This window comes from Methylocystis sp. S23, assembly GCF_054106005.1.
In genome coordinates this window covers 1,724,430-1,747,772 of record NZ_CM134185.1, presented here as the reverse complement: position 1 = coordinate 1,747,772, position 23,343 = coordinate 1,724,430, and the positions used below count along the sequence as shown (strand labels likewise).

Below are 23,343 nucleotides of genomic sequence, written 5' to 3'. Positions count from 1 at the left end.
TCACGTGGAGGTCAGTTTGGGCCGCCGCGCGCCGAAAGCGGTATGCGCGCCGCCGCGCGTCAGCCGCGTGCGCACGACCTTCACTCGTCCGCCGCGGGCCGGCGCGTCGATCTCGATTTCCCCGAGGGTCGCGAAGCCGAGCTTCTCCTGGACCCGCCGCGACGCGGCGTTGCCGGGCAGCGCATCCGCGACGATTTCCCCGAGCGACGTCATCCCGAACACCAGATCGACGAAAACGCACGCGGCCTCCGTCATCAACCCCTGGCCCCAGAATTCGCGGCCGAGCCAATAGCCCAGCAGCGCGGTCCCTCGAAAGTCCGATCCATGGGCGCCGATGACGCCGATCGCCTCATTGGGCTGGCGCTTCAAGGCGAGCGCCAGCACGAGCCCCTGGCCGGATTCGTTTTCCGCGCGCGCCCGGCGGACGAACTGCTCGGCGTCCGCAATATTGTAGGGGTGGGGGATGGAGGCGGTTTGCGAGGAAACGGCCGGATCGCCCGCGAGCCGCGCCAAAGCCTCCGCGTCGGCGGCGCGCGGCCAGCGCAGCCACATCCGCTCCGTCTCCAGCCTGAAAACGTCGTCGTGGGTAATCTCGGGAAACATAAAAGGCTCCAAGCGAAAGACCGAATGCGGCCCCGGATTTGACAAAGGGGAAAGCGTCGGCCGCTTTCCCCTATCGGCCCAGTTGGGCCTTTTCCGGACATTTCGCTTGGAAGCTTTTCAGCTTCTTGCGCGGGGTCGAGACCTGTCCGCCGGGGAAGGACCGGCGGCGGGTCGATCTCGATCCGTCCGCCTTACTCTGCGGCCTGCGCGGCCGGGACCACGGCGACGCTGGAGCGGCCGCGGACCGATTTGAATTCCACGACGCCGTCGACAAGAGCGAAGAGCGTGTGGTCCTTACCCATGCCGATATTGCGGCCGGGATGCCATTTGGTGCCGCGCTGACGCACGATGATATTGCCGGCCACGACGGATTCGCCGCCGAATTTCTTGACGCCGAGGCGCCGGCCGTCCGAGTCGCGGCCGTTACGCGACGAGCCGCCCGCTTTCTTGTGAGCCATTGTCCTGCTCCGACTTGTTCCTTTGCGGCGGCGCCGGGGCCGCCTCGAATTCCGTTTTTAGATCGAAAGGATCTTGACCAGCGTCAAGTCCTGGCGATGACCGCGCTTGCGCTTGGAGTTCTGGCGGCGGCGCTTCTTGAAGGCGATCGACTTCGGGCTGCGCGCCTGCTCGACGATCTCGCCGGAGACGCTCGCGCCCGCCACGGTCGGGGCGCCGATCCGGGGGGAGTCGCCCCCGACCATCAACACCTCGTCGAAGGTGACCTTGTCGCCCGGCGCGCCGTCGAGCGCCATGACGGTGATGATATCGCCAGCGGACACGCTATATTGCTTGCCGCCGGTTCTGATGACTGCGAACATCGTTTTTCCCTGTGTTCGAGCCCGGCTCTCGCAATTTTCGCATGGAGCGGCCCAAAAAGTCTGCAACTTTCTGGGCGCGATGCGCTGCGGGCCGGCTTCTTGGCAGTTGGACCGGTGCTTTTGCGCGGAAAGCGCAAATGAAAAGCGCGGCGAAACCGCCGCGCCGTAGCGCCAGACACTTAGCCCGCGGGCGCCGCTTTTGTCAATGGGGCGCGGGAGCGCGCGCAGGGCAATCGGGTGAATGCCGGGCATGAACGAATCCCTCCCCTTTACGGGGAGGGTGGCTCTGCGAAGCAGGGTCGGGTGGGGTCAAGCCCGCCACTATTATGGCGGCGCAAACCCCACCCGGCGGTCTTCGACAGCCGACCTCCCCGTAAAGGGGAGGTATGGGGCGGCTAACCGCTCGAGATCGTTGTTCGCCCGATTGCCTGGGAAGGCGCGCGCGGCGTTCCGCGTTGTCCTTGGCGGCTTTCATATAACCTTATTTGGAGCATTGCCATGAAGAAGATGTTGCGCGCGGCCGTGGCCGCTATCGGCTTTTTTGCCTTCACCCTTCCGGCGTCGGCCGCCAAGATCGGCGAAATATGCGGCGGAATCGCCGGAATCCCCTGCGACAAGGATCTCTGGTGCGATCCGGAGCCCGATAGATGCGGCGGCGCCGACATCGCCGGGACCTGCGTCAGCGTTCCGACTTTCTGCACGCGGGAGTTCCGGCCTGTCTGCGGATGCGACGGCAAGACCTACGGCAATGACTGCGAGCGCCGCGCCGCGAAAGTCGCCAAGAAGTCCGACGGCGCCTGTCCCGGTTATGGCAAATAGGCGCTGAGCCGGACGCGCAGCGAAATCCGGTGAAGGCTTCCTCGTCCTGAGGAGCCGCCGGAGGCGGCGTCTCGAAGGGCGAGGAAGCCTTCACCGGACGGCCCCGCGCCTCGGCACGCCGCTTGCGATGGCGCCTCCCGAAGGGGCGCGCCCGATGCTGGATGTCGCGATTGTCGGCGGCGGAATTTGCGGTCTCGCGCTCGCGCGCAGCTTGGCGCGCGGGGCGTCAATCGCCCTTTTCGAAGCGCGCGGGCGGCTCGGCGGGCGCGTCCTTTCTGTCGAGAATCGGACAGCCGGCCTGCGGCTCGATCTCGGCCCAACTTGGTTCTGGCCGCGGACGCAGCCGGCCATTTGCACATTGATCGAGGAGTTGGGCCTCGAAGCCTTCGACCAGCACGACCCGGGCTCGGCGCTGTACTTGGCCGACGCGAAGGCGCCGCCCGTCATCCGCGCCGCGCCCGGCCTCCATGACGGGGCGCGACGGCTCGAGGGCGGAATGGCGTCGCTGGTCGAGGCGCTCGCTGGAAGGCTTCCGCCCGGCGCGATACGTCTCGGCCATGTTCTGCGCGCCGCGCGGGACATGACAGACCATGTCGAATTGCGGTTCGACGTCGGCGGGAGGCAAGTCGGCGTCGCCGCCCGCCGCGTCGCGCTCGCCGTCCCGCCGAGGCTCCTTGCGGAAAGGGTCGACTTCGCGCCGGTGCTGCCCGCCGACCTGCTCGCCGCGATGCGCGACGCGCCGACATGGATGGCGGCGCAGGCCAAGGCTGTCATGGGTTTCGCCGATTCGCCGATCTGGCGCGCCTTCGGCCAGTCAGGCGCCGCCTTCGTCACGCATGATCTCGCAATATTGGGCGAGGTCTTCGACGCCTGCGACGCGAGCGGAAAGCGGGCGGCGCTCGGCGGCTTTTTCGCGCTCTCCCCGGAATTGCGCGAAAAGTTCGGCGACAGCCTGCCGATGCTCGCCGCGCATCAATTCTCGGCGCTGTTCGGCAAGCCGCTCGAAGGCGGCGAGGTTCAGGTCCATGACTGGGCGGCGGAAGCCTTCACCTGCACGAACGCCGACCGCGTCCCGCCGGGCGCCCATCCCGATTATGGCGCGCCGCTTCTGAGCGAACCTCTCTGGAGCGGGAGGCTTCATTTCGGCGCGTCGGAGACGGCGCGCGAGGGCGGCGGCTATGTCGAAGGCGCGCTCAATGCGGCGGCGCGCATCGAGAAACGGATCGCCGCGCGACAGGAGGCTGCGGTCATGACGATGTCGGATACGCCGGTCGAAAGCGGCGTCAATCAAATCTCTCTCGAACGCTTTCGCCAATGGGTGGCGTCGCAGCGCGAGCCGGTCTTCGCGGACTATCGCAAGCGGCTCCATCACGCCTTGTCGCATGGCGCGCGCGACCAACTGACCCAGCGCGCCATGCTCGGCGCGATGGAGGATGTTTTCGCTCACGCTCTCGCGGTGATCGACGAACTGCCCTTCGATCCTGCCTGCGTCGCGATCGAACGCGGACGCTCCGACCTCATGCCGCGCGTGCAGGCGGCGTTCGACGGATTCATTCAGGGCTTTCTGGACGCCGTGATCGACTTCAACCGCACGTCCTGCGCCTTGTCCAATTTTCCGCAGGAGCACCGTCTCTCGAAGGATTATGTGTCGGCGACGCTGCGCGACGTCGCCGCCGCATGGCGGGAATTCTCTCTCGCGGCCAACAGCCGGCTTCTCGCCAGGCGCGCCGACGCGTGACGGCGTCCTCGCGCCCTGGCCCGCAACATGCTTCGTCTTCGCGGATAGCGACATTATGTGCGGAGGCGGACAGTCATGGCCGTGGATCTGAAAGGCGAATGGACGGACGCCGACATCGCGCGGCTCCTCGGATCGGTGGTTGACGATCGGGATTGGCGTCTCGAAGTGAGCAGGGACGGCGTGGCCGCTCTCGTCGACAAGACCGCGAATCCGACCGGCGTCGATTACGACGCGACGCTTCATTGCTTCTTCGAAACCTGGATGGCGGGAACCGATTTCGTCGGTCCCTCGGCTGCGGGCGACAAGACGCTTGTCGGAAAAATCTCGAAAGCGCTGCGCGACAATTTTCCGACGCTCAAGGCCAATAAATTCGTCTTCGTCGATCTCTGATACGGCTTCCGCCGGATCGCTTCGCGACAATGCTCGCATCGCATTGCGAGGAGCATATGCGAAGTCGGGCATGCCCGACTTCGAAAAATGCGACGAAGCAATCCAGAGCGTCATCGCGGCTCTGGATTGCTTCGCTCCGGCCGCAATGACGGCGCACAAGAATGAACCGGTATGAAAGGAGAAATAATGGCGCGCGCGAAAGCCTGTCTCGAACGCGCGAGCGTTCCCGATCGCACGGCGCTTCAGGCCGCCGTCAAGGCGCTCGGCTTCAAGCTCGTCGTGGAGGATTCCTACAAGCCCTTCGCGGCCAAGGGCTATGTTTCCTGCACGCTCGACGGCGAGGACGCCGGTTTCGATCTGCGCTTCGGCGAGATTGAAAGCCCGCCGCCCGCTCTCGCCGCCGCGCTCGGCGCGCGGGATGTCGCGATGACATTCCGCTGGGCGGGCGATCCGCGCGAGCATTACGCCGCCATCGCCGTCTGCGCGGCGTTGGCCGACGCCTTCGGGGCGGTCGTTCACGATCCGGAGCAGGACAGGCTGCTGTCGCGCGACGACCTGATCGCGACGGCGCGCAAGATCGGCGGCGCGTTATAGATATGCGCCGCTCGCGCCCTCACCGCACGCAATTGTTCTGCTGAATGGCGTAGAGCCAGCGGGCGCATTCGGCCTGTTTGGAGAGGGCGCGCCGTTGGCGCCGCTGTCCGCGATAATAATCGTAACCATCGTCCCAGCCGCCGCCGTCCCAGCCATGGCCATAGCCGTCCCAGGCGTTCTGGCGCCGCGCCTGCTGCATGCAGACATTATAGCTGTTCTGCAGGGAGAGGCAGAGCGGAACATTGGGGCCGGCCTGCGCGGCGGACGCGGCGAGAAGCGTGGTCAAGGCGGCGGCGAGGAGAGCGAGGCGTTTGGCGGGCGGCGTTTTCCCGAGCGGCATGGCGTTTCCCTTTATCGAGGCGCCGACGCGCCTTCTCGTCAAACATAGCCGCGCCGGCTGAAGCGGGTCTGAACGTCACCAGCCCGCGACGCGCCGGCAGGCGCTGGAGCCGCCGTCGAATTCGTAATGGTCGCCGCAGGCGAAGGCGACGGGCGGCTGACCGGTCTGCTCGAAAATATCGTAGCCTTCCTTGAGGTTTTTCCAGAACCCCGCCCATTGCTGATAATTGCCGCCGCCGACGAAGGAGAGCCAGCCGCCGCCGGTTTCGCGCGCAATGTTCCCTTCCGTCATGCGGAAAGGGAAGATATGGACGGGAATGTCCTTCTGTCCCGCTTTCAGCGCCGCTTCGACGAAGCCGTAGATTTCCTCGATGCCGCGGTCGGTCATGGCGAAGCAGCCCACAGACTTGCAGGCGCCGTGCACCATCACGAGCCCCCCGGTGCGGCCGTTCTGGCGGTCGAAGGCGTTGGGATAGCCGACATTGAAGGCGCGGTAATAGTTGGAATGCGGGTTCAACTGCTTGGCCGAAACGCTGTAGAAGCCTTCGGGCGACTGGTAGTCCGCCTCTTTCACTTTCGGCCCGAGCCGGCCGGACCATTTGCAGATCGGGAAGGTCTTGTAGAGCGCATAGCGGCCGTTCTTCTTCAGCCACAGCTCCAATTGTCCCTCCTGCTTGAAGATGCGCACGAAGACCGGATCGCCCATGCCGAATTTCGGCGGCGGCGGCTGGAAGGCGTCGTCGGGCGCGGGCCGCAGCGTCGGCTCGGGCAGGCGGGCGACCTGCGGGCCGGCGGGCGCGGCGGCCTCTGCGGGCGCCGGAGCGGCGGGCGTCTGCGCCGGGGCGGCGGCGGGAGCCTCCTTTGCCGGGGCGAGCGCCGCGAGCTTGTCGAGGTCGGCCGGGCGCGCTGGCGGCAGGGGCGCGTCAATGTAATTGGGCGCGGGAGCGGCGGCCGTCTGCGGCGGTTCGGCAGGCGCCTGGGAAGCGGACGGCCATTGCGGAAACCAGGACGAACCCGCCGGCTGGCCGGCTTGTGGCTGCGCGGCTTGTGGCTGCGCGGCTTGGGGCTGGGCAGGCGCCGCCTGCGCGGCGGGGGCCGGCTGTTCGGGCGGCGCTTCGAGCGCGGCGAGATCGCTCGGGCGAGTCGGGGGCAGCGGCGCGACGGTCTCGGCGGCTTGGATGTCGCCGGGCCGCTGAGGCGGGACCGGCGCGACGGGCGGGAAGGACACGACGCCCTCAACGCCCGTCTCCTGTTCGAGCGGCGGCGCCTCGGCGATCGGGGCGGGCTTTTCGTCGAGGGTCGCGGCCGCGGGCGGCGGCGCGGTTTGGGGCGGCAAGGCCGCGACGGGCGCAGGCGGCGGAGAAGCGGGAAGAACAGGCGCGGGGATAGGCTCCTGCGCCGGGGGCGCCGCCGCGCGGCGCAGGCCGGGCAGGATCGAGCCGCCGGCCGGATGCGGCGCGCCGAGAATGGCCGCCTTGTTCGGCGACCCGCCGCCGCGCCCGCCCGCGGCCGGCAGAAAACGCAGCGCCGCGACGCCCATGGCGAGCGCGCCCAGCGTAACGGCCGCCAAAAGGAGATAGGTGGAACGCGGCTTCATAAGCTTTGTGGTTCAATCCTATAGGCGCGGCCGCCGGCTGGCGATGTCTCCCTAGTGACCTGCATCAGTCGAATTGACGGGCTTTTTGGAGGACGTTCATTCGCGGCCGTCATTGCGAGCGAAGCGAAGCAATCCAGGGGCGTCACCGGGGCTCTGGATTGCTTCGCCAGTATTGCGAAGTCGGGTATACCCGACTTCGAGAAAAGGCTCGCAATGACGGTGGAAAACATCAACAAAAAGCCCGACAATTCGAGTGACGAAACCACTAATGCCCCTCGAAGGCGACAAGGGTGCGCACCGGCACGCCCAGCGCCTCGATCTTTCTCGCGCCGCCGAGGTCCGGCAGGTCGATCACGAAACAGGCCGCGACCACCTTGGCGCCCATCTTCTGGAGAAGCCGGATCGCGCCTTCGGCGGTGCCGCCCGTGGCGATGAGGTCGTCGACGAGGATGACCTTCTCGCCTTGCGCGACGGCGTCGACATGCATCTCCATCTCGTCGGTCCCGTATTCCAGCTCATAGGACACGGACACAGTCTTGTGCGGCAATTTGCCTTTTTTGCGAATCGGGACGAAGCCCGCCGAGAGCTGATGGGCGACCGCGCCGCCGAGAATGAAGCCGCGCGCCTCCATGCCGGCGACCTTCTCGATCTTCGCGCCAGCCCAGGGCTGCACCAGCTCGTCCACCGCCTTGCGGAACGCCTTGGCGTCTCCGAGCAGCGTCGTGATGTCGCGGAAGAGAATGCCCTTTTTCGGATAGTCCGGAATGGTGCGGATGGCGGCGCGTAACGGCATGGCGAACCTTTGATCGTCGTCTATGACATGCTCAAGCATAGGCTGAGCCCGCGCTGGCGCGCGCAGCCAAGCTGCATACACGCAAGACGGCTCGGCTCCAAGGATTTCAGGAGAAGCGCCGAGGCCGCCCGCCTGTTTCGGCGTCGCGCCCGGCTCACGCCGACCTTGCGTTCAACCGCGCCATCACCGCGTCGAGCTTCTTCAGCAGTTCCGGATCGCGCGCTTCCGGCGCCGTGAGAATGGCGTTGTCCAGCGCGCGGTCGGAACCGATGGGACAGGGCTCATGCTCCCGCGGGAAATCCTTCAGCACGCGGGCGACGAGCCGAGCCGCGGCGGCGGAGTTCTTGCGCACGATCTCGATCACGGACGCGACGTCCACATGGTCATGCTCGGGATGCCAGCAGTCGAAATCCGTGACCATGGCGATGGTGGCGTAGGAAATCTCCGCCTCGCGCGCGAGCTTCGCCTCCGGCATCGCCGTCATGCCGATGAGGTCGAAGCCGCTGGCTTTGTAGTGCAGCGATTCGGCGTAGGTCGAGAATTGCGGGCCTTCCATGCAAACGTACGTGCCGCCTTCCGCGATCTCGATTCGCTCGTCGCGCGCGGCCTTCGCGATGCGGGCCGAGAGCCTCGGCGCGATCGGATGCGCCATGGAGACATGCGCCACGCAGCCGTCGCCGAAGAAGGAGGATTGCCGCGCGAAAGTGCGGTCGACGAACTGGTCGACGAGCACGAAGAGTCCTGGAAAAAATTGCGATTTGAACGAGCCGCAGGCGGAGACCGAGATGAGGTCGGTGACGCCGGCGCGCTTCAGCGCGTCGATATTGGCGCGATAGTTGATCGTCGAGGGCGAGAGACGATGACCCCTTCCGTGGCGCGGCAGGAATACCGCCCGCGTGCCGCCAATCTCGCCGAAGACCAGTTCGTCCGAAGGCTCGCCCCAGGGCGTCGTCACGCGCTCGCGTCGGACGTTCTCGGCGCCGGGCAAATCGTAAACCCCTGATCCGCCGATGATGCCGACGACCGCGCGCGTCATGCGCCCCTCCATAATCGAAAAATGCGACGACGGCGAACTTATCCGTCCCCGCGCCGAAATCAAAATCGCGCGTCGCGGAGGTTACCTCGTCCCGAGGCGCAAGCGAGGCTCACGTCTCGAAGGACGAGGAAATTCCCTCCCGCCGCCCGATCGCGCTGGGCGCCGTCGCCTTTTGTCAAAATGCCGCAGCCCGATCCGGGCGATCCGCCGCGACGGGCGGCCGCCGCCCGGGCTGATTATTTTCGCGGCGCCCGCCCGCACTGCCCGGAAAACCAGCGACTCGCGCGCGCAAAGCGATGCGCGGCGTGGCGAAGCCGCTTTCGCATGGGGTCATTTGCGCCGCAACATCGCGACCGCCCAAGCGCTTTCGCGCGCGAATTCTGGGCGCCGGACAGGGTTGCGCCGCAAAATTCGCTGTGTTAGGGACCCATCGCCTTGGGACTGGGGCGTTGCCGCTCTTAGTTCCTTGCCCCTGCAGCATCCGTCGCTTCCAAGCCTGCCGCCCATCACGCGAGCGCATCATCGCGTCACGGCGCGGCTTTGAACGATGCGAATTTGACGAGCGATCCAAGTGGCTCAAGACGGAGTTTCGCTTTCCGGCGTCGCGGGACGTTACGCCTTCGCCCTTTACGAACTGGCGTCGGAAAAGAACGCCGCCGACGAGGTCGCCGCGGCGCTCGCCGCGTTCCAGAGCCTCATCAATGAAAGTCCCGACCTCAAGCGCCTTGTGAAGAGCCCCGTCTTCACTGCGCAGGAGCAGGTCAAGGCGCTCGACGCCGTTCTCGACAAAGCGGGAATTTCCGGCGTCGCCGCGAATTTCATCCGGCTCGTCGCCTCCAAGCGCCGCCTCTTCGTTCTTCCCGACATGATCGCCGCCTATCAGGCCCTGCACGACAAGGCGAAGGGCCTCGTGCGCGCCGACGTCACCGTCGCCGCCCCGCTGCGTCCCGATCATGAGTCGGCGCTGCGCCAGGCGCTCGCCGCGGTCACCGGCGGCAAGTCGGTCAGCCTCAATGTTCGCACCGATCCGTCGATCGTCGGCGGCATCGTGGTCAAACTCGGTTCGCGCATGGTCGACGCTTCCGTTCGCACCAAGCTCAACTCAATCCGCACACGCATGAAAGAGGTCGGCTGATGGATATCCGCGCCGCTGAAATTTCCGCGATCCTCAAGAACGAGATCGCCAACTTCGGCAATGAGGCCGAAGTCACCGAGGTCGGCCAGGTTCTGTCCGTCGGCGACGGCATCGCCCGCGTCTACGGCCTCGACAACGTCCAGGCCGGCGAGACGGTCGAGTTCGAGAACGGCGTGCGCGGCATGGCGCTGAACCTCGAAAGCGACAATGTCGGCATCGTCATTTTCGGCTCCGACCGCGACATTAAGGAAGGCCAGACGGTCAAGCGCACCGGCGCCATCGTCGACGTGCCGGTCGGCAAGGAGCTTCTCGGCCGCGTCGTGGACGCGCTCGGCAATCCGATCGACGGCAAGGGCCCGATCAAGGCGACGCATCGCGCCCGCGTCGACGTCAAGGCTCCCGGCATCATTCCGCGCAAGTCGGTGCATGAGCCGATGGCGACCGGCCTCAAGGCCGTCGACGCGCTCATCCCGATCGGCCGCGGCCAGCGCGAGCTGATCATCGGCGACCGTCAGACCGGCAAGACCGCCATCGCGCTCGATACGATCCTGAACCAGAAGCCGCTCAATGACGGCGACGACGAGAAGGCCAAGCTCTACTGCGTCTATGTCGCCGTGGGCCAGAAGCGCTCCACCGTCGCGCAGTTCGTGAAGGTGCTCGAAGAACGCGGCGCGCTCGAATATTCGATCATCGTCGCAGCCACCGCGTCGGACCCGGCCCCGATGCAGTTCCTGGCGCCCTTCGCCGGCTGCGCCATGGGCGAATATTTCCGCGACAACGGCATGCACGCCGTCATCATCTATGACGATCTGTCCAAGCAGGCCGTCGCCTACCGCCAGATGTCGCTGCTGCTCCGCCGTCCGCCGGGCCGCGAAGCCTATCCGGGCGACGTCTTCTACCTGCATTCGCGCCTTCTCGAGCGCGCCGCCAAGCTCAATGACGATCGCGGCGCCGGCTCGCTGACCGCTCTGCCGGTCATCGAGACGCAGGCCAACGACGTGTCGGCCTATATTCCGACGAACGTCATTTCGATCACCGACGGCCAGATCTTCCTCGAAACGGACCTCTTCTATCAGGGCATCCGTCCGGCCGTGAATGTCGGCCTTTCCGTGTCGCGCGTCGGCTCCTCGGCGCAGACCAAGGCGACGAAGAAGGTTGCTGGCAAGATCAAGGGCGAGCTCGCCCAGTATCGCGAAATGGCGGCCTTCGCCCAGTTCGGCTCCGACCTCGACGCGGTGACGCAGCGCCTGCTCAACCGCGGCGCGCGCCTCACCGAGCTTCTGAAGCAGCCGCAATTCTCGCCGCTGAAGATGGAAGAGCAGACCTGCGTGATCTATGCCGGCGTCAACGGCTATCTCGATCCGCTGCCGGTGGGCCGCGTCCGCGCCTTCGAGGACGGCCTGCTGGCCCTGCTGCGCTCGCAGCACGCCGACATTCTCGAAAGCATCCGCTCATCGAAGGATCTGTCCGACGACACGGCCGCGAAGCTCAAGAGCGTCGTCGAGACCTTCGCGAAGTCCTTCGCGTGATGTTGTCCCCTCTCCCCGTTCACGGGGAGAGGGTTAGGGTGAGGGGCAAGGCCGCCATCGCCGCTCCGCCCCTCACCCCGGCCCTCTCCCCGCATGCGGGGAGAGGGGGAAACGCCTCCTCGGGCGCGAACTCTTAAACAAGAAGCACGCTCATGCCCTCGTTGAAGGATCTTCGAAACCGGATTTCTTCCGTCAAGGCGACGCAGAAGATCACCAAGGCCATGCAGATGGTCGCGGCGGCCAAGCTGCGCCGCGCGCAGACGGCGGCCGAGGCCGCGCGTCCCTATGCCGAGCGCATGGAATCGGTGCTCGCCAATCTCGCCGCCGGCGTCGCGACCGGCGGCCCGCAGCTTCTCTCCGGCAATGGCAGGGACGACGTACATCTCCTCGTCGTCGCCACGGCCGAGCGCGGCCTGTGCGGCGCTTTCAACTCCTCGATCGTGCGTCTCGCCCGCGATCACGCCCAGCGCCTGCAGGGCCAGGGCAAGACGGTCAAGATTCTCTGCGTCGGCAAGAAGGGCTACGATCAGCTTCGCCGTCAGTTCGAGAAGGAGATCATCGAGCTGATCGAGCTGCGCGGCCTCAAGACCATCGGCTTCGACAACGCCGACGAGATCGGCAAGAAGGTCATCGCGCGCTTCGAGGCCGGAGAATTCGACGTCGCCACGCTGTTCTTCTCGAAGTTCAAATCGGTGATCGCGCAGCTTCCGACGGCGCAGCAGCTCATCCCGGCGCAGATTCCGTCGAACGAGAACGCGCCGGCGCAGGAAGGGCCGCAGGCTTCCTACGAATATGAGCCCGGCCAGGACGAGATTCTCTCGACCCTTCTGCCGCGCAACATCTCGGTGCAGGTGTTCCGCGCGCTGCTCGAAAACGCCGCCTCCGAGCAGGGCGCGCGCATGAGCGCCATGGACAACGCCACGCGCAACGCCGGCGACATGATCAAGAAGCAGACGACCCTCTACAACCGGTCGCGCCAGGCGATGATCACCAAGGAACTCATCGAAATCATCTCGGGCGCCGAAGCGCTCTGATCGTTAAAATAGACGAGGACGTAAAATGGCCGCCAACAAGCCCACGGGCCGCATCACCCAAGTCATCGGCGCCGTCGTCGACGTGAAGTTCGACGGCCACCTGCCCGAGATTCTCAACGCGCTCGAGACCACGAATCAGGGCCAGCGCCTCGTGCTCGAAGTCGCCCAGCATCTCGGCGAGAATTCGGTCCGCACCATCGCCATGGACTCCTCCGAAGGCCTCGTGCGCGGCCAGGAAGTCACCGACACCGGCGCGCCGATCTCCGTGCCGGTCGGCGAGGAGCTGCTCGGCCGCATCATCAACGTCATCGGCGAGCCGGTCGACGAAGCCGGCCCGGTCCATTCCAGCGGCGTTCGCGCCATCCATCAGCCGGCGCCGTCCTATGCCGAGCAGGCCACCGAGGCGCAGATTCTCGAGACGGGCATCAAGGTCGTCGACCTGCTCGCGCCCTACGCCAAGGGCGGCAAGATCGGCCTTTTCGGCGGCGCGGGCGTCGGCAAGACCGTGCTCATCATGGAGCTCATCAACAATGTCGCCAAGGCGCATGGCGGCTACTCCGTCTTCGCCGGCGTCGGCGAGCGCACGCGCGAGGGCAACGACCTCTATCACGAGATGATCGAGGGCGGCGTCAACAAGAAGGGCGGCGGCGCCGGCTCCAAATGCGCGCTAGTCTACGGCCAGATGAACGAGCCGCCGGGCGCCCGCGCCCGCGTCGCGCTCACCGGCCTCACCGTCGCGGAGGAATTCCGCGACAAGGGCCAGGACGTGCTGTTCTTCGTCGACAACATCTTCCGCTTCACCCAGGCGGGCTCGGAAGTGTCGGCGCTTCTCGGCCGCATTCCCTCGGCCGTGGGCTATCAGCCGACCCTCGCGACCGACATGGGCGCGCTGCAGGAGCGCATCACCACCACGACCAAGGGCTCGATCACTTCGGTGCAGGCCATTTACGTGCCGGCCGACGACTTGACCGACCCGGCGCCGGCCACCTCCTTCGCCCATCTCGACGCCACGACGGTTCTGTCCCGCTCCATCGCGGAAAAGGGCATCTATCCGGCCGTCGACCCGCTGGACTCGACTTCGCGCATGCTTTCTCCGGCGATCGTCGGCGAGGAGCATTACGATGTCGCCCGCAAGGTGCAGTCGACGCTGCAACGCTACAAGTCGCTTCAGGACATCATCGCGATCCTGGGCATGGACGAGCTTTCGGAAGAGGACAAGCTCGTCGTCGCCCGCGCCCGCAAGATCGAGCGCTTCCTGTCGCAGCCGTTCCATGTCGCCGAGGTCTTCACCGGCTCGCCGGGCAAGCTCGTGGCGCTCGCCGACACGATCAAGGGCTTCAAGGGCCTCGTCAATGGCGACTATGATCACCTTCCGGAGGCCGCCTTCTACATGGTCGGCTCTATCGAGGAGGCGATCGAGAAGGCCGCCAAGCTCGCCAAGGAAGCGGCGTAAGAATTGGACTGCGGGCCTTCGGGCCCGCAGTCATCGCGCAAAGACTCGCATCGTCGTCAGGCGAGCCCGAAGGCTCGCGGTCCAAACATCGGGACAGCCATGGCCGCTTTTCACTTCGAACTCGTTTCTCCGGAGAAGCTCCTGTTCTCAGGTGATGTCGAATCCGTTGTCGCGCCGGGCGCCGAGGGCCAGTTCACGGTCCTCAAGGATCACGCGCCGGTGATGACGACGCTGAAGTCGGGCGTCGTCACGGTCGCCGGCGGCGACGGCAAGGTCGAGAAGCTCTTCGTGCGCGGCGGCTTCGCCGATGTGAACGCCGCCGGCTTCACCATCCTGGCCGAACTCGCCGTTCCGCTCGCGGATATCGACGTGGCCAAGCTCGACGCCGACGTCAGAAACGCCAAGGAAGACCTGGCCGACGCCAAGACCGACGAGGCGCGCCAGGCCGCGAGCCTGAAGCTCGCCCAGCTCGAAGAGATGCGAGCCTCCGTCGGGTAAGACGACGACGCGTTCCGCTCCCGTCATCCAAACGCCGCGTCTTGGACGCGGCGTTTTTTATGGAGCCCCAGGCGAGGAGCGAGGACCAGCCTCCCGTCTCACCGGCGCCCGCCCAGGTTCAACAGCCGCAGCACGAGCCAGGCCGGCACCACGATCGCCGCGCCGGCCAGCACATAGCTCACGAGCTTCCCGATCGCGTCGAAGCCCAGCATGTAAATACGGTCGAAGAACGCCTGGACGCCGCGAATAATGTCCCTCGGCTCGATGTCGAGCCACATGAGCAGCGCGCCGACGACGAGGGAGATGAAGAAGAGCCTGACCGCCACATTGAGCGGCGAGCCGCCCAGAAAATCTTCGAACGCGTTCTTGGACGCCATGGAGGAAAATTCCCTGTTGGATTCAGATTGGGAAGGAATCAGCGCAACCTCGCGCCCGGGGCGCGGCGTTTTCTTGTCGAGATGCGGCCAGTTGGCGAAAGGTCCCCGATCGGTCATGAGCGCGCCAGGCCCTTGCTCATAGGCTCCCTCCGGACGGCGTCTCTTCCCTGAAGAGCCGCATTATGCGCCGCATGAAGCGCTCGGTAAAGGAGAGCGCCCTTTCGAACTCCTGCTCGCTCGGCAAGGCTGAGGGAGGCGCCGCAGGCGCGGCGACGGCTTTCAGCCGGGCGTTCTCGACGCGCAGCCTTTCTATTTCCGCCTCGAGCGCGGCGCGCTCGTCGGCGCTCAGGCGGCAGACGGAAACGCCCTCTTTCACCGTGCAGAAGGAGACGGCGCCCGTCTCCCTGTTCAGGCGTAAAAAGCCGCCTTCGGTCGGCTGCAGCGTGAAGCGCTCGCCCTCGGGCGCGATGATCGACGGCGTCTCGCCAGCGCGCGCGGCGAAGGGCAGGCATCCAAGCGTGAGCCATAAGATGAGAAGGCGCATGACAGGGGGACCCGCGCATGGATCGACTGACCGCAAATGGGGGCCGGCGCGGCTTGCGTCAATGGCGGCGCGGGCGCGGCGGCCTCGGTCCCCGCTTGATTGCGGCGCCGCGCTCGGCCATAAAACGCGGCAGGGACGCCGTTCGCGGGTCCCGCAAGGCTCGAGGCGCCAGAAGGGCTTCACGACATGTCGCGTCCGCCGCTCAATTCGCCGTTTCTCCTGGGGTTCGACGAAATCGAACGCGCGCTGGACCGCGTCGCGAGGAGCGGCACGGACGGCTATCCGCCCTACAATATCGAGCGCATTCCGCGCACCGACGCCGAGCCGGAGCGGCTGCGCATCACTCTCGCCGTGGCGGGCTTCACCCGCGACCAGCTCGACGTCTCGCTGGAGGAGAGCCAGCTCGTCATCCGCGGCCGCCAGGTCGACGACCGCGAGCGCCATTTCCTGCATCGCGGCATCGCGGCGCGCCAGTTCCAGCGCGCTTTTCTCCTCGCCGACGGCATGCAGGTGCTCGGCGCCGATCTCGTCAACGGTCTCCTGTCGGTCGATCTCGCTCGGCCCGAGCCGGCGCGGGTGATCAAGAAAATCGACATCGCCGCGCGGGATTGACGATTGCGCCGCCGGCCGGCGGGAACGCGAGGACCGGCGTCGCAGAACATGTGCGGCCGCAGGCCGCGGCGCCCCGAGCGGAAAGCTTCCATTTTTATGGGAGTGGAATGGCGGGTTCTTCAGAAATTTGCGGCATAAGGACAGAGCGGCGGCTCATGAATATGAGGCGGCGAGAGCGCGCCGCGTAAGAACCGTCCGCGGCCCGCTTGCCGGGATCTTTGGATGATTGCAGAGCAGCACATCGTCGCTCCGACCGCCGAGGAGGCGCTGGCCCACGCGCAAACGGAGCTGCGCCGCCTCTACGCGGCCCTCGACAATGTCGACAGCGGCCTCCTGATCCTCGACCGCGATCTGCGCGTGCTCTATCTCAACCCCGTTCTCTACCGCATATTCGGCATTGCGCGGCCCGAGGAGATTTTCGGCCGCGAGCCCGCCTATGAGGAATTCCTGCGCGCCGCCCATAGCGTTTGCGCGGTGGATCTCGAGGATTATATCGAAAGGCGGCTGGCCTGGGTGCGCTCGGGCGACCTTCGGCCCATGGATCTGAACATGAGCAGCGGCAAGGTGATCCGCTGCCATCTTTCCGTCCTGCCCGATGGCGGGCGCATGCTCACCTATAGCGACGTGACCGATCTGGTGGAGCAGGCGCGGGAACTCGAGCGGCTCGCCACGACCGACGCGCTGACGGGTCTTTTCAACCGGCGTCATTTCCTCGCCCTTGCGGAGATGGAATGGATGCGCGCCCGCCGCTATGGGCGGCCGCTATCCTTCCTCATGCTCGACATCGACCACTTCAAGACCATCAACGACAGTTTCGGGCATATCGTCGGCGACCAGGCGATCGTGCATCTGACGCATATCTGGCGGGAGCGCCGGCGATCCTCCGACGTCGTCGCAAGGATCGGCGGAGAGGAATTCGGCGTCCTCCTGCCGGAGACCGACCGGGAGGGCGCCGTCAGAGTCGCCGAGCGGCTCCGGCTCGACGCCGCCGCGAGCCCCCTATCCTTGCCGGAAAGCGTCATTCGCGCGACGGTCAGCATCGGCGTCGCGTCCTGCTCGGCGCTGACGCCGGCCTTTTCGAGCCTGATGGAGGCGGCCGACAGGGCGCTCTACAAGGCGAAACGGCTCGGGCGCAATCGCGTCGTCGTCGAGAACGCGCCGGCGGCCGCCTGAGGATCGGCTATTCCGCCGGCGCGCGCATTGGCGGCCGAGCGCTCATCGCCGTGAGCTTCGTCGCCGCCACGATGGCGGCGATCGTCAGCGCATAGACGACGACCTGCATCTGCGAGGGCTGATCGGCATAGCCGATGAGCGTGTGCAGCACGCGGCCGGGAATGCTCTTGTCGGAGAGAATCCAGGACGTGTCCCACAGCGTGTCGGCGAGCGCCGTGACGGCGCCCGCCTGCTGGAGGAAGGCGACCGCCTGCGCCGCGAGCCCCGCCGCAAGCAGGGTGATGAGCGCGGTTGTCACGGCGAAGAGCTTTTTCGGCGGAATCGAAACGAGGCCGAAAAAGGTCGCGACGCTCGTCAGGGCGCCGAGCGCAAGGCCGGCGCCGCCGCCGACGAGCACGCTCGCCCCCGATTCGCCGGAAGCGAGAACGCCATAGAGGAAGAGCGCGACCTCCGAGCCCTCGCGCAACACGGCGAGGCCGACGACGGCCGCCAGCGCGAAGAGCGTGCGGTCGCCCTGCGCGACCGCCTTGCCGACGACGGAGAGCTCCTGCGCGAGCTCGCGCCCATGCCGCGCCATCCAGATATTGTGCCAGGCGAGCATGGCGACGGCGAGCATCAGCACGCCGGCGTTGAACAACTCCTGCCCGCTGCCCGCGAAGGCCTTGGAAAGCTGCTCCGCGAAGGCCGCGACGATCAGCGCGCCGAGCACGCCCGCGGCGACGCCGCCCGCGATAAAGACGCGGGAGCCCGCCACGCCGCGCGTCACCGCCGCGACGATGCCGATGATGAGGCCCGCCTCGATGGCCTCGCGAAAGACGATGATCAGCGCGCCAAGCATTATTCGACGACCACCTCTCCCTTGGCGCTGTCCTCGTGGAACTCGCCGACGAATTTGTAGCGGCCCGGTTTGAGCGCGCGGAGCGGGAAGGTCGCCTCGCTATTCGCGGGCACGACCTTCTCGATGCGCAGCGGCTTCGACTCAAATTCCTCCGGCGTCGCGTCGAGATTCTTCACGACGAGCGTCGCCGCCTTGTCGGCGGGAATTTTGAGCTCGGCGGGATCGAATTTGTGATCCTTGATGGTGAGCGTATAGGTCTCGGCGAAAGCCGCGCCCGAGAATCCCGTGATGAAAGTCAAAACAGCCGCCACAACCTTGTTCATGCGCGTTTCATCCTGATCGAATACTTCCGCCAAGCAACGTAGGGACCAGCAGCGCGGCCGTCAAAGGGGCGTAATCTGGATTGTTTCCAGAGTGATGCATTGGCGTTTTTCTTACATGCGGCTGTTCGAATTCTTACGGCTAGCCGTCGGGATAGCCATGACGGGCCTTGGAGGCGCGCAGGAGCGAGACCGCTTTCGCGTCCTGCCCCGCGGCGCAGGCGGACGCGGCTTCCGAAATCTCGCCTTGGATCTGGCCGTAGACGCCCTGATTGACATGGCCCATGGCGAGATCGTTCTCGATCACCGCCTTGTAGCGATTGACCGCCGCCGAGCAGCCCGCGCCTTCGGGAAGCGTCGCGCTCGCCGGCGCGGGACGCGGCGGGTCGATTGCGGGTTGCGTCTGCCGGGGCGCGTTGCAGGCGGCGAGCGCCGCGGCGGCGGCGAGGGCGAAAAAGCCGGAAAGGCGCATCTTCTGGTCTCCACTGCTTCGCATTGCGGCAAGTCTTAACCGCAGCGCCAGGAGCCGGCAATGGCGGGACGCGTCAGGTCGTCGCCGCTGCGCCCCCTCTCCCCGTGAAAACGGGGAGAGGGTCGGGGCGAGGGGCAAAGCGGCCGCATGCGCGCTGAGATTTCGGCGGCATGCTACATTCTTGGCGCGGCTTCGCCCTCACCCCAGCCCTCTCCCCGCGCGCGCGGGGAGAGGGGGTGCGCATCGGCGCGAAATGGAGTCCCCATGCCCCTTCCCCCTCCGGGCTATTTCGCCGCCGGCCTCGACGCCGATCCCGAGCTCGCCGCCGCCATCAATGGCGAGCTCGCCCGCCAGCGCGACGGGATCGAGCTCATCGCCTCCGAGAACATCGTGTCGCGTCTCGTGCTCGCGGCGCAGGGCTCCGTGCTCACCAACAAGACGGTCGAGGGCGCGGCCTATGCGCGCTATTATGGCGGGGCGGAATTCGCCGACGCGATCGAGGCGCTCGCCGTCGAGCGCGCGAAAAAGCTGTTCGATTGCCGTTTCGCCAATATGCAGCCGCATTCGGGCTCCAACGCAAACGCCGGCGTGTTTCTCGGGCTGTTGAAGCTCGGCGACGGCATTCTCTCCATGAATGTCGCGGCGGGCGGCCATATCAGCCACGGCCATCCCGCGACGCTCACGGGGCGCGATTACGCCATCGCCCATTATGGCGTCAATCGCAAGACGGAGCGGCTCGATCTCGACGAGCTGCGCGATCTGGCGTGCGCCGCGCGGCCGAGAATGATCGTCGCCGGCGGCTCCGCCTATCCGCGCGCGATCGATTTTGCGGGGCTGCGCGCGATTGCGGACGAAGTGGGCGCCTACCTTCTCGTCGACATGGCGCATTTCGCCGGGCTCGCGGCGACGGGACTTTATCCGAATCCCTTTCCGCACGCCCATGTCGCCACGACCACGACCTATAAGTCGCTGCGCGGCGCGCGCGGCGGCATGGCGTTGTGGAACGACGAGGCGCTCACCTCGCGCATAAATGCGGGCATATTCCCCGGCGTGCAGGGCTCGGTGATGCTGCACGCCGTCGCCGGCAAGGCCGCGTGCCTGGGCGAGGCGCTGAAGCCCGACTTCCGCGCCTATAACGAAGCCGTGCTCGAAAACGCCCGCGCGCTCGCCGAAACGCTCGGCCGGCACGGCCTGCGCATCGTGACGGGCGGGACCGATATGGGGCTGATGCTCGTCGATCTCGCCGCGACGGGCGTAACCGGCGACGTCGCCGCCAAGGCGCTGGAGAAAGCCGGACTCGCGACGAACAAGAACATGATCCCCTTCGATCCGCGCCCGCCGGAGGCGCCCTCCGGCCTGCGACTGTCGAGCAACGCCGGAACGACGCGCGGCTTCGGCCGGTCGGAATTCGAACGGATCGGCGGCTGGATTGCGCGCATTCTAGGCAATCCCTCCAATCTTCACGCAATCGACGCGACGCGCGAAGAAGTGCTGGCGCTGTGCCGGGCTTTTCCTATTTACTAGCCGCGTCACTTCAATCGCGGCGGTCATGGCTTCAAAATTCACGGCGCGCTTCGTTCAGTCGCTCGAAAAGGTCGATGCGGCGGCGTGGGACGCCTGCGCCAATCCCCGGACGCCGGCGGCGGATGACGGCGAACGCTTCAATCCTTTCGTCGCGCACGCCTTCCTCGACGCGCTGGAGCGCTCGGGCTCCGTGGGCGCGCGCACGGGCTGGTCGCCGGTTCATGTGCTGGTGGCGGACGATGCGGACCGCCTCATCGCCTGCGCGCCCGCCTATCTCAAGACGCACAGCCTCGGCGAATATGTCTTCGACCAGAGCTGGGCGCAGGCCTATGAGCGGGCCGGCGGACGGTACTATCCGAAGGTGCAGGTCGCGGCGCCTTTCACGCCGGCGACGGGGCGCCGCCTGCTCGTCGCGCCTGACGCGCCCGAGGGCGCGCGCCAGGCGCTGGTCGCCGCGCTGCGCGGCCTGTGCAAGGCGACGCAGTCCTCCTCGATCCATGTCGCCTATCCGACGCGCGCGGACGCCCATGCGCTGCGCGAAGCGGGCTTCACGCTCCGGGCGGGCGAACAGTTTCACTTTCTCAACGACGGCTATTCGAGCTTCGACGATTTCCTGAACGCGCTCTCCGCGCGCAAGCGCAAGGGCGTGAAGCGCGAAAGGCGCGAGGCGCTCTCCGACGATCTTTCGATCGAGCGTCTCACGGGCGCCGACATTAAAAGCCGTCACTGGGACGCTTTCTTCGCCTTCTATACGGATACGGGCGCGCGCAAATGGGGGCGGCCCTATCTCACGCGCTCCTTCTTCGACCTCGTCGGCGCGGCGATGGCGGACCGCATTCTTCTCGTCATGGCGAAACGCGACGGCGACTATGTCGCGGGCGCCATCAATTTTCTCGGCGACGACGCGATCTATGGCCGTAATTGGGGCGCGCTGATCGAACGGCGGTTCCTGCATTTCGAGGTCTGCTACTATCAGGCCATCGATTATGCGATCCGTCATGGCTATAAGCGCGTGGAGGCCGGCGCGCAGGGCGAGCACAAGCTTGCGCGCGGCTATCGGCCGGTCCTCACCTGGTCGGCGCATGATTTCGCCGATGCGGGATTCCACGCCGCGATCGCCGATTATTGCCGGCGCGAGCGGCGCGCGCTCGACGAGATGATGGCGGAGCAGGAAGCCGCGCTGCCCTTTCGAAAGGCGGAGGAAGAGGCTTGAAGCCTCGCGGCGGCGAAGCGTTTCGGGAAAGGAGCGGCGCATGGCTACGGTTCGTCTGTTGAGCGACGAAGAACTCTCGCCGGAAGCGCAGGCGGTGTTCGCCGACATACGCGCGACGCGCGGGAGCGACTTCGTGAATAATTTTTGGCGCGCGCTGGCGCATGATCCCGCGACGCTGAAGCGCATATGGGAGAGCGTGAAGGCGGTGATGGGCCCGGGCGCGCTGGACCCGAAGGTCAAGGAGATGATCTATGTCGCCGTCTCCGTCGCGCATGGCTGCCCCTATTGCATCCATTCGCACACCGCCGGCGCGCGCGCCAAGGGCATGACGGAGGCCGAATATGCCGAGCTTGTCGCCGTCATCGGCATGGCGTCGGAGACGAACCGCCTCGTGACGGCGCTGGGCGTGCCGGTCGACGAGGCGTTCGAGATTCGCTAGATCGACGCGCGTCCGCCGAAAAGCCGGCGTTCCTTTTCGCCGCGCTCTAAACCTTTAAAATCGATCATATTGTCTGCGTTTAGGCGATTCCGCCTAAACGCGGCGCGATCTATCGCTGCGGCCCGCTTTCGTTCAGCGCCGCATAGGGAATGACCGGCCAGTCCGGATTGTCGCAATTCCTCGCCGCGCGCGGGAAGGACGCGCCGACATAAAGCCCCTTGTCGGTGAGGCGCCAGGCCGGAAAGCTCCAGACCTCTGCGTCGGAATAGTCGCAATCGTCCTTATGCGGCGCCATCTCCTTTGGATGGAAGCGCTTGAGCAAGGCGACGAGCGCCGGCGCAAAGGTCTTGGAGCGATAGTCGAGCCACGCCTCCGAGTCCTTTTTCGGAACGGGCGCCTTGCCGAATTTTAGAAGATCGTCGAGCTCCAGCTCCTTGCCCGTATGCGCGTCGAAACTGTGCCCCTCCAGGCTGAAATCGGGATGCGCGGCCCCGGCGCAGCTCCAGGCCTCGTTGATCGCAAAGCTGACATAGGCGTCCGAAAGATAGGGTCCTTCAACCTCCAAGCTTTCGACGCCCGAGCCGCCCGTCGCGCTCGCGCAACTGAAATATTGCGATATGTTCGCCCATTGTATCTGCGCCAGCCGCCTGTTCATCGCCGCCATGACGGGCGCGGGATAGCCGCCGTCGATTCGAAAGAGACGGACCCCGCTCACGGGCTCGACATGCCAGCGGACCGTCTTCCCGGCGACGACCTCGAGCTTTTGCGGTTTCAGAGTCAGGCCGGCGAGTCGCATCTTTTCATAGAGGTCGAGCTCGTCCGGCGCGTCGGCGGGCGAATCGTCGGCGGCCTCCGGCCCGACGGCGCGCAGCCGGACCGGAAGGGTCTTGCCCTTCGCCGTCGTCAGGCTTCCCTCATATCCCGAAGCGCCGGGCTTGAGGCTGAGCTTGTCGCCCGTCGCGTTGGACTCGAGCTGAACGACGCCCTTTTTGACGTCGCCGCTGAGATCGATGTCGAAACGTCTCGCGCGATAGAAATAACGGCCGAAGACGGAATCGCCCGAGCGCTCCAGCGCCACGACCACGGGCGACGCGCCGACGGCGCCTTCATAAATCTTTTCCGCCGGCTCGCCGTCCTTCGCCGTGGCGTCGCCGGGCGAGAAGAGGGCGGCGGACAGAGAAGCCAGAACGGCCAGCGCGATGCGAAACATGTCGACCCCGATAATGTTGCGGAACGGTTTGGATTAGAAGCCATGGCCATTTGCGCGCGGCTTCGTCAATCCGCCATCATAAACCGCGCCGCCTCCGCTTTGCCGCGCCGGTTCCGGCAAGCGGCGACCTTCGTGGCGCGGGGATGGCGGACCGCGTCCCTCTCGGCCAGGCCGGGGAACAAAGAGCGCCGCGCGGGGATTTAACCGCCTTCCGGGCTGCGCGTCTTCGCCGCCCTCTTTTCGCT

General features: G+C 66.2%; 27 protein-coding genes. 14 read left to right on the top strand and 13 right to left on the bottom strand.

What is annotated here, in order from left to right; all coding sequences use genetic code 11:
• From ACV7JP_RS08660 to rplU, 3 genes are all read right to left on the bottom strand, one after another.
• On the bottom strand, positions 1-603 hold the full coding sequence (locus ACV7JP_RS08660; protein WP_457798822.1) for a GNAT family N-acetyltransferase: 603 nt from the start codon (positions 601-603) through the stop codon (positions 1-3).
• 191 nt (positions 604-794) lie between these two features.
• Positions 795-1,061: a 50S ribosomal protein L27 gene (gene rpmA / locus ACV7JP_RS08655; protein ID WP_457798821.1), complete on the bottom strand. Its 267-nt coding sequence runs from the start codon at positions 1,059-1,061 to the stop codon at positions 795-797.
• Between the two features lie 57 nt (positions 1,062-1,118).
• Positions 1,119-1,421 carry a 50S ribosomal protein L21 gene (gene rplU, locus ACV7JP_RS08650; RefSeq protein WP_457798820.1) on the bottom strand — a complete coding sequence of 101 codons (303 nt, stop codon included), beginning with the start codon at positions 1,419-1,421 and terminating at the stop codon, positions 1,119-1,121.
• A 498-nt stretch (positions 1,422-1,919) separates the two neighbouring features.
• On the opposite strand from rplU, the gene ACV7JP_RS08645 reads away from it, so the two are divergent.
• The 4 genes from ACV7JP_RS08645 to ACV7JP_RS08630 all read left to right on the top strand — a co-directional run bounded on the left by ACV7JP_RS08645 (position 1,920) and on the right by ACV7JP_RS08630 (position 4,962).
• A complete protein-coding gene (locus ACV7JP_RS08645) occupies positions 1,920-2,240 on the top strand; it encodes a Kazal-type serine protease inhibitor family protein (RefSeq protein ID WP_457798819.1) in 321 nt (106 codons plus the stop codon).
• Positions 2,241-2,394: 154 nt separating this feature from the next.
• On the top strand, positions 2,395-3,978 hold the full coding sequence (locus tag ACV7JP_RS08640; RefSeq protein WP_457798818.1) for a flavin monoamine oxidase family protein: 1,584 nt from the start codon (positions 2,395-2,397) through the stop codon (positions 3,976-3,978).
• A 75-nt stretch (positions 3,979-4,053) separates the two neighbouring features.
• Complete coding sequence (locus tag ACV7JP_RS08635) at positions 4,054-4,368, top strand: hypothetical protein (protein WP_457798817.1); 315 nt, start codon at positions 4,054-4,056, stop codon at positions 4,366-4,368.
• Positions 4,369-4,554: 186 nt separating this feature from the next.
• Positions 4,555-4,962 (top strand): hypothetical protein, encoded by a 408-nt coding sequence (locus tag ACV7JP_RS08630; protein WP_457798816.1) that lies wholly within the window; start codon positions 4,555-4,557, stop codon positions 4,960-4,962.
• A 19-nt stretch (positions 4,963-4,981) separates the two neighbouring features.
• On the opposite strand, the gene ACV7JP_RS08625 is transcribed toward ACV7JP_RS08630, so the two are convergent.
• The 4 genes from ACV7JP_RS08625 to ACV7JP_RS08610 all read right to left on the bottom strand — a co-directional run bounded on the left by ACV7JP_RS08625 (position 4,982) and on the right by ACV7JP_RS08610 (position 8,727).
• Positions 4,982-5,302: a hypothetical protein gene (locus tag ACV7JP_RS08625; protein WP_457798815.1), complete on the bottom strand. Its 321-nt coding sequence runs from the start codon at positions 5,300-5,302 to the stop codon at positions 4,982-4,984.
• 75 nt (positions 5,303-5,377) lie between these two features.
• Positions 5,378-6,898, bottom strand: a complete 1,521-nt coding sequence (locus tag ACV7JP_RS08620; protein ID WP_457798814.1) for a L,D-transpeptidase family protein — start codon at positions 6,896-6,898, stop codon at positions 5,378-5,380.
• Between the two features lie 265 nt (positions 6,899-7,163).
• Positions 7,164-7,691 carry an adenine phosphoribosyltransferase gene (locus tag ACV7JP_RS08615; RefSeq protein ID WP_457799051.1) on the bottom strand — a complete coding sequence of 176 codons (528 nt, stop codon included), beginning with the start codon at positions 7,689-7,691 and terminating at the stop codon, positions 7,164-7,166.
• 154 nt (positions 7,692-7,845) lie between these two features.
• Positions 7,846-8,727, bottom strand: a complete 882-nt coding sequence (locus tag ACV7JP_RS08610) for an S-methyl-5'-thioadenosine phosphorylase (RefSeq protein ID WP_457798813.1) — start codon at positions 8,725-8,727, stop codon at positions 7,846-7,848.
• Positions 8,728-9,298: 571 nt separating this feature from the next.
• Here ACV7JP_RS08610 and ACV7JP_RS08605 point away from each other — a divergent pair.
• The 5 genes from ACV7JP_RS08605 (at position 9,299) to ACV7JP_RS08585 (ending at position 14,376) form a co-directional block, all read left to right on the top strand.
• A complete protein-coding gene (locus ACV7JP_RS08605) occupies positions 9,299-9,862 on the top strand; it encodes a F0F1 ATP synthase subunit delta (RefSeq protein WP_457798812.1) in 564 nt (187 codons plus the stop codon).
• Entirely contained in the window at positions 9,862-11,391 is a 1,530-nt protein-coding gene (gene atpA, locus ACV7JP_RS08600) for a F0F1 ATP synthase subunit alpha (protein WP_457798811.1), read from the top strand. The genes ACV7JP_RS08605 and atpA overlap by 1 nt, the downstream gene beginning before the upstream one ends.
• 152 nt (positions 11,392-11,543) lie before the next feature.
• Positions 11,544-12,425, top strand: coding sequence for a F0F1 ATP synthase subunit gamma (locus tag ACV7JP_RS08595; protein ID WP_457798810.1), 882 nt, complete (start codon positions 11,544-11,546; stop codon positions 12,423-12,425).
• Between the two features lie 25 nt (positions 12,426-12,450).
• Positions 12,451-13,878, top strand: coding sequence for a F0F1 ATP synthase subunit beta (gene atpD / locus ACV7JP_RS08590; RefSeq protein WP_457798809.1), 1,428 nt, complete (start codon positions 12,451-12,453; stop codon positions 13,876-13,878).
• A 99-nt stretch (positions 13,879-13,977) separates the two neighbouring features.
• Entirely contained in the window at positions 13,978-14,376 is a 399-nt protein-coding gene (locus tag ACV7JP_RS08585) for a F0F1 ATP synthase subunit epsilon (protein ID WP_457798808.1), read from the top strand.
• A gap of 98 nt (positions 14,377-14,474) precedes the next feature.
• On the opposite strand, the gene ACV7JP_RS08580 is transcribed toward ACV7JP_RS08585, so the two are convergent.
• Both ACV7JP_RS08580 and ACV7JP_RS08575 read right to left on the bottom strand, forming a co-directional pair.
• On the bottom strand, positions 14,475-14,753 hold the full coding sequence (locus ACV7JP_RS08580) for a DUF6460 domain-containing protein (RefSeq protein ID WP_457798807.1): 279 nt from the start codon (positions 14,751-14,753) through the stop codon (positions 14,475-14,477).
• 136 nt (positions 14,754-14,889) lie between these two features.
• Positions 14,890-15,297: a hypothetical protein gene (locus ACV7JP_RS08575; protein WP_457798806.1), complete on the bottom strand. Its 408-nt coding sequence runs from the start codon at positions 15,295-15,297 to the stop codon at positions 14,890-14,892.
• Positions 15,298-15,483: 186 nt separating this feature from the next.
• Between ACV7JP_RS08575 and ACV7JP_RS08570 the strand changes: the two genes are divergently transcribed.
• The gene (locus tag ACV7JP_RS08570; protein ID WP_457798805.1) at positions 15,484-15,909 is read left to right on the top strand and encodes an Hsp20 family protein; all 426 of its coding nucleotides are present in this window, start codon (positions 15,484-15,486) and stop codon (positions 15,907-15,909) included.
• Between the two features lie 222 nt (positions 15,910-16,131).
• Entirely contained in the window at positions 16,132-17,082 is a 951-nt protein-coding gene (locus tag ACV7JP_RS08565) for a GGDEF domain-containing protein (protein ID WP_457798804.1), read from the top strand.
• Positions 17,083-17,089: 7 nt separating this feature from the next.
• Here the strand turns inward: ACV7JP_RS08565 and ACV7JP_RS08560 are convergent, their stop codons facing one another.
• The 3 genes from ACV7JP_RS08560 to ACV7JP_RS08550 form a co-directional block, all read right to left on the bottom strand.
• Positions 17,090-17,920: an FTR1 family iron permease gene (locus tag ACV7JP_RS08560; protein WP_457798803.1), complete on the bottom strand. Its 831-nt coding sequence runs from the start codon at positions 17,918-17,920 to the stop codon at positions 17,090-17,092.
• Positions 17,920-18,243, bottom strand: a complete 324-nt coding sequence (locus ACV7JP_RS08555) for a cupredoxin domain-containing protein (RefSeq protein ID WP_457798802.1) — start codon at positions 18,241-18,243, stop codon at positions 17,920-17,922. Before ACV7JP_RS08555 ends, ACV7JP_RS08560 begins: the two co-directional genes overlap by 1 nt.
• 139 nt (positions 18,244-18,382) lie before the next feature.
• The gene (locus ACV7JP_RS08550) at positions 18,383-18,712 is read right to left on the bottom strand and encodes a hypothetical protein (protein ID WP_457798801.1); all 330 of its coding nucleotides are present in this window, start codon (positions 18,710-18,712) and stop codon (positions 18,383-18,385) included.
• 264 nt (positions 18,713-18,976) lie between these two features.
• Here ACV7JP_RS08550 and ACV7JP_RS08545 point away from each other — a divergent pair, with 264 nt between their 5' ends.
• Genes ACV7JP_RS08545 through ACV7JP_RS08535 form a run of 3 tightly spaced genes read left to right on the top strand, consistent with a single transcriptional unit; the run spans position 18,977 to position 21,888 of the window.
• A complete protein-coding gene (locus ACV7JP_RS08545; protein WP_457798800.1) occupies positions 18,977-20,236 on the top strand; it encodes a serine hydroxymethyltransferase in 1,260 nt (419 codons plus the stop codon).
• Positions 20,237-20,261: 25 nt separating this feature from the next.
• On the top strand, positions 20,262-21,449 hold the full coding sequence (locus tag ACV7JP_RS08540) for a GNAT family N-acetyltransferase (RefSeq protein ID WP_457798799.1): 1,188 nt from the start codon (positions 20,262-20,264) through the stop codon (positions 21,447-21,449).
• A 40-nt stretch (positions 21,450-21,489) separates the two neighbouring features.
• Positions 21,490-21,888 (top strand): carboxymuconolactone decarboxylase family protein, encoded by a 399-nt coding sequence (locus ACV7JP_RS08535; RefSeq protein WP_457798798.1) that lies wholly within the window; start codon positions 21,490-21,492, stop codon positions 21,886-21,888.
• A gap of 109 nt (positions 21,889-21,997) precedes the next feature.
• Here the strand turns inward: ACV7JP_RS08535 and ACV7JP_RS08530 are convergent, their stop codons facing one another.
• Positions 21,998-23,098, bottom strand: coding sequence for a hypothetical protein (locus tag ACV7JP_RS08530; protein ID WP_457798797.1), 1,101 nt, complete (start codon positions 23,096-23,098; stop codon positions 21,998-22,000).
• Positions 23,099-23,343 lie beyond the last annotated feature (245 nt).

Bases quoted from the DNA above. Each gene is read 5' to 3' on its own strand.
- ACV7JP_RS08660 (WP_457798822.1), bottom strand. From the start codon at position 603: ATGTTTCCCGAGATTACCCACGACGACGTTTTCAGGCTGGAGACGGAG.
- rpmA (WP_457798821.1), bottom strand. From the start codon at position 1,061: ATGGCTCACAAGAAAGCGGGCGGCTCGTCGCGTAACGGCCGCGACTCG.
- rplU (WP_457798820.1), bottom strand. From the start codon at position 1,421: ATGTTCGCAGTCATCAGAACCGGCGGCAAGCAATATAGCGTGTCCGCT.
- ACV7JP_RS08645 (WP_457798819.1), top strand. From the start codon at position 1,920: ATGAAGAAGATGTTGCGCGCGGCCGTGGCCGCTATCGGCTTTTTTGCC.
- ACV7JP_RS08640 (WP_457798818.1), top strand. From the start codon at position 2,395: ATGCTGGATGTCGCGATTGTCGGCGGCGGAATTTGCGGTCTCGCGCTC.
- ACV7JP_RS08635 (WP_457798817.1), top strand. From the start codon at position 4,054: ATGGCCGTGGATCTGAAAGGCGAATGGACGGACGCCGACATCGCGCGG.
- ACV7JP_RS08630 (WP_457798816.1), top strand. From the start codon at position 4,555: ATGGCGCGCGCGAAAGCCTGTCTCGAACGCGCGAGCGTTCCCGATCGC.
- ACV7JP_RS08625 (WP_457798815.1), bottom strand. From the start codon at position 5,302: ATGCCGCTCGGGAAAACGCCGCCCGCCAAACGCCTCGCTCTCCTCGCC.
- ACV7JP_RS08620 (WP_457798814.1), bottom strand. From the start codon at position 6,898: ATGAAGCCGCGTTCCACCTATCTCCTTTTGGCGGCCGTTACGCTGGGC.
- ACV7JP_RS08615 (WP_457799051.1), bottom strand. From the start codon at position 7,691: ATGCCGTTACGCGCCGCCATCCGCACCATTCCGGACTATCCGAAAAAG.
- ACV7JP_RS08610 (WP_457798813.1), bottom strand. From the start codon at position 8,727: ATGACGCGCGCGGTCGTCGGCATCATCGGCGGATCAGGGGTTTACGAT.
- atpA (WP_457798811.1), top strand. From the start codon at position 9,862: ATGGATATCCGCGCCGCTGAAATTTCCGCGATCCTCAAGAACGAGATC.
- ACV7JP_RS08595 (WP_457798810.1), top strand. From the start codon at position 11,544: ATGCCCTCGTTGAAGGATCTTCGAAACCGGATTTCTTCCGTCAAGGCG.
- atpD (WP_457798809.1), top strand. From the start codon at position 12,451: ATGGCCGCCAACAAGCCCACGGGCCGCATCACCCAAGTCATCGGCGCC.
- ACV7JP_RS08585 (WP_457798808.1), top strand. From the start codon at position 13,978: ATGGCCGCTTTTCACTTCGAACTCGTTTCTCCGGAGAAGCTCCTGTTC.
- ACV7JP_RS08580 (WP_457798807.1), bottom strand. From the start codon at position 14,753: ATGGCGTCCAAGAACGCGTTCGAAGATTTTCTGGGCGGCTCGCCGCTC.
- ACV7JP_RS08575 (WP_457798806.1), bottom strand. From the start codon at position 15,297: ATGCGCCTTCTCATCTTATGGCTCACGCTTGGATGCCTGCCCTTCGCC.
- ACV7JP_RS08570 (WP_457798805.1), top strand. From the start codon at position 15,484: ATGTCGCGTCCGCCGCTCAATTCGCCGTTTCTCCTGGGGTTCGACGAA.
- ACV7JP_RS08565 (WP_457798804.1), top strand. From the start codon at position 16,132: ATGATTGCAGAGCAGCACATCGTCGCTCCGACCGCCGAGGAGGCGCTG.
- ACV7JP_RS08560 (WP_457798803.1), bottom strand. From the start codon at position 17,920: ATGCTTGGCGCGCTGATCATCGTCTTTCGCGAGGCCATCGAGGCGGGC.
- ACV7JP_RS08555 (WP_457798802.1), bottom strand. From the start codon at position 18,243: ATGAACAAGGTTGTGGCGGCTGTTTTGACTTTCATCACGGGATTCTCG.
- ACV7JP_RS08550 (WP_457798801.1), bottom strand. From the start codon at position 18,712: ATGCGCCTTTCCGGCTTTTTCGCCCTCGCCGCCGCCGCGGCGCTCGCC.
- ACV7JP_RS08545 (WP_457798800.1), top strand. From the start codon at position 18,977: ATGCCCCTTCCCCCTCCGGGCTATTTCGCCGCCGGCCTCGACGCCGAT.
- ACV7JP_RS08540 (WP_457798799.1), top strand. From the start codon at position 20,262: ATGGCTTCAAAATTCACGGCGCGCTTCGTTCAGTCGCTCGAAAAGGTC.
- ACV7JP_RS08535 (WP_457798798.1), top strand. From the start codon at position 21,490: ATGGCTACGGTTCGTCTGTTGAGCGACGAAGAACTCTCGCCGGAAGCG.
- ACV7JP_RS08530 (WP_457798797.1), bottom strand. From the start codon at position 23,098: ATGTTTCGCATCGCGCTGGCCGTTCTGGCTTCTCTGTCCGCCGCCCTC.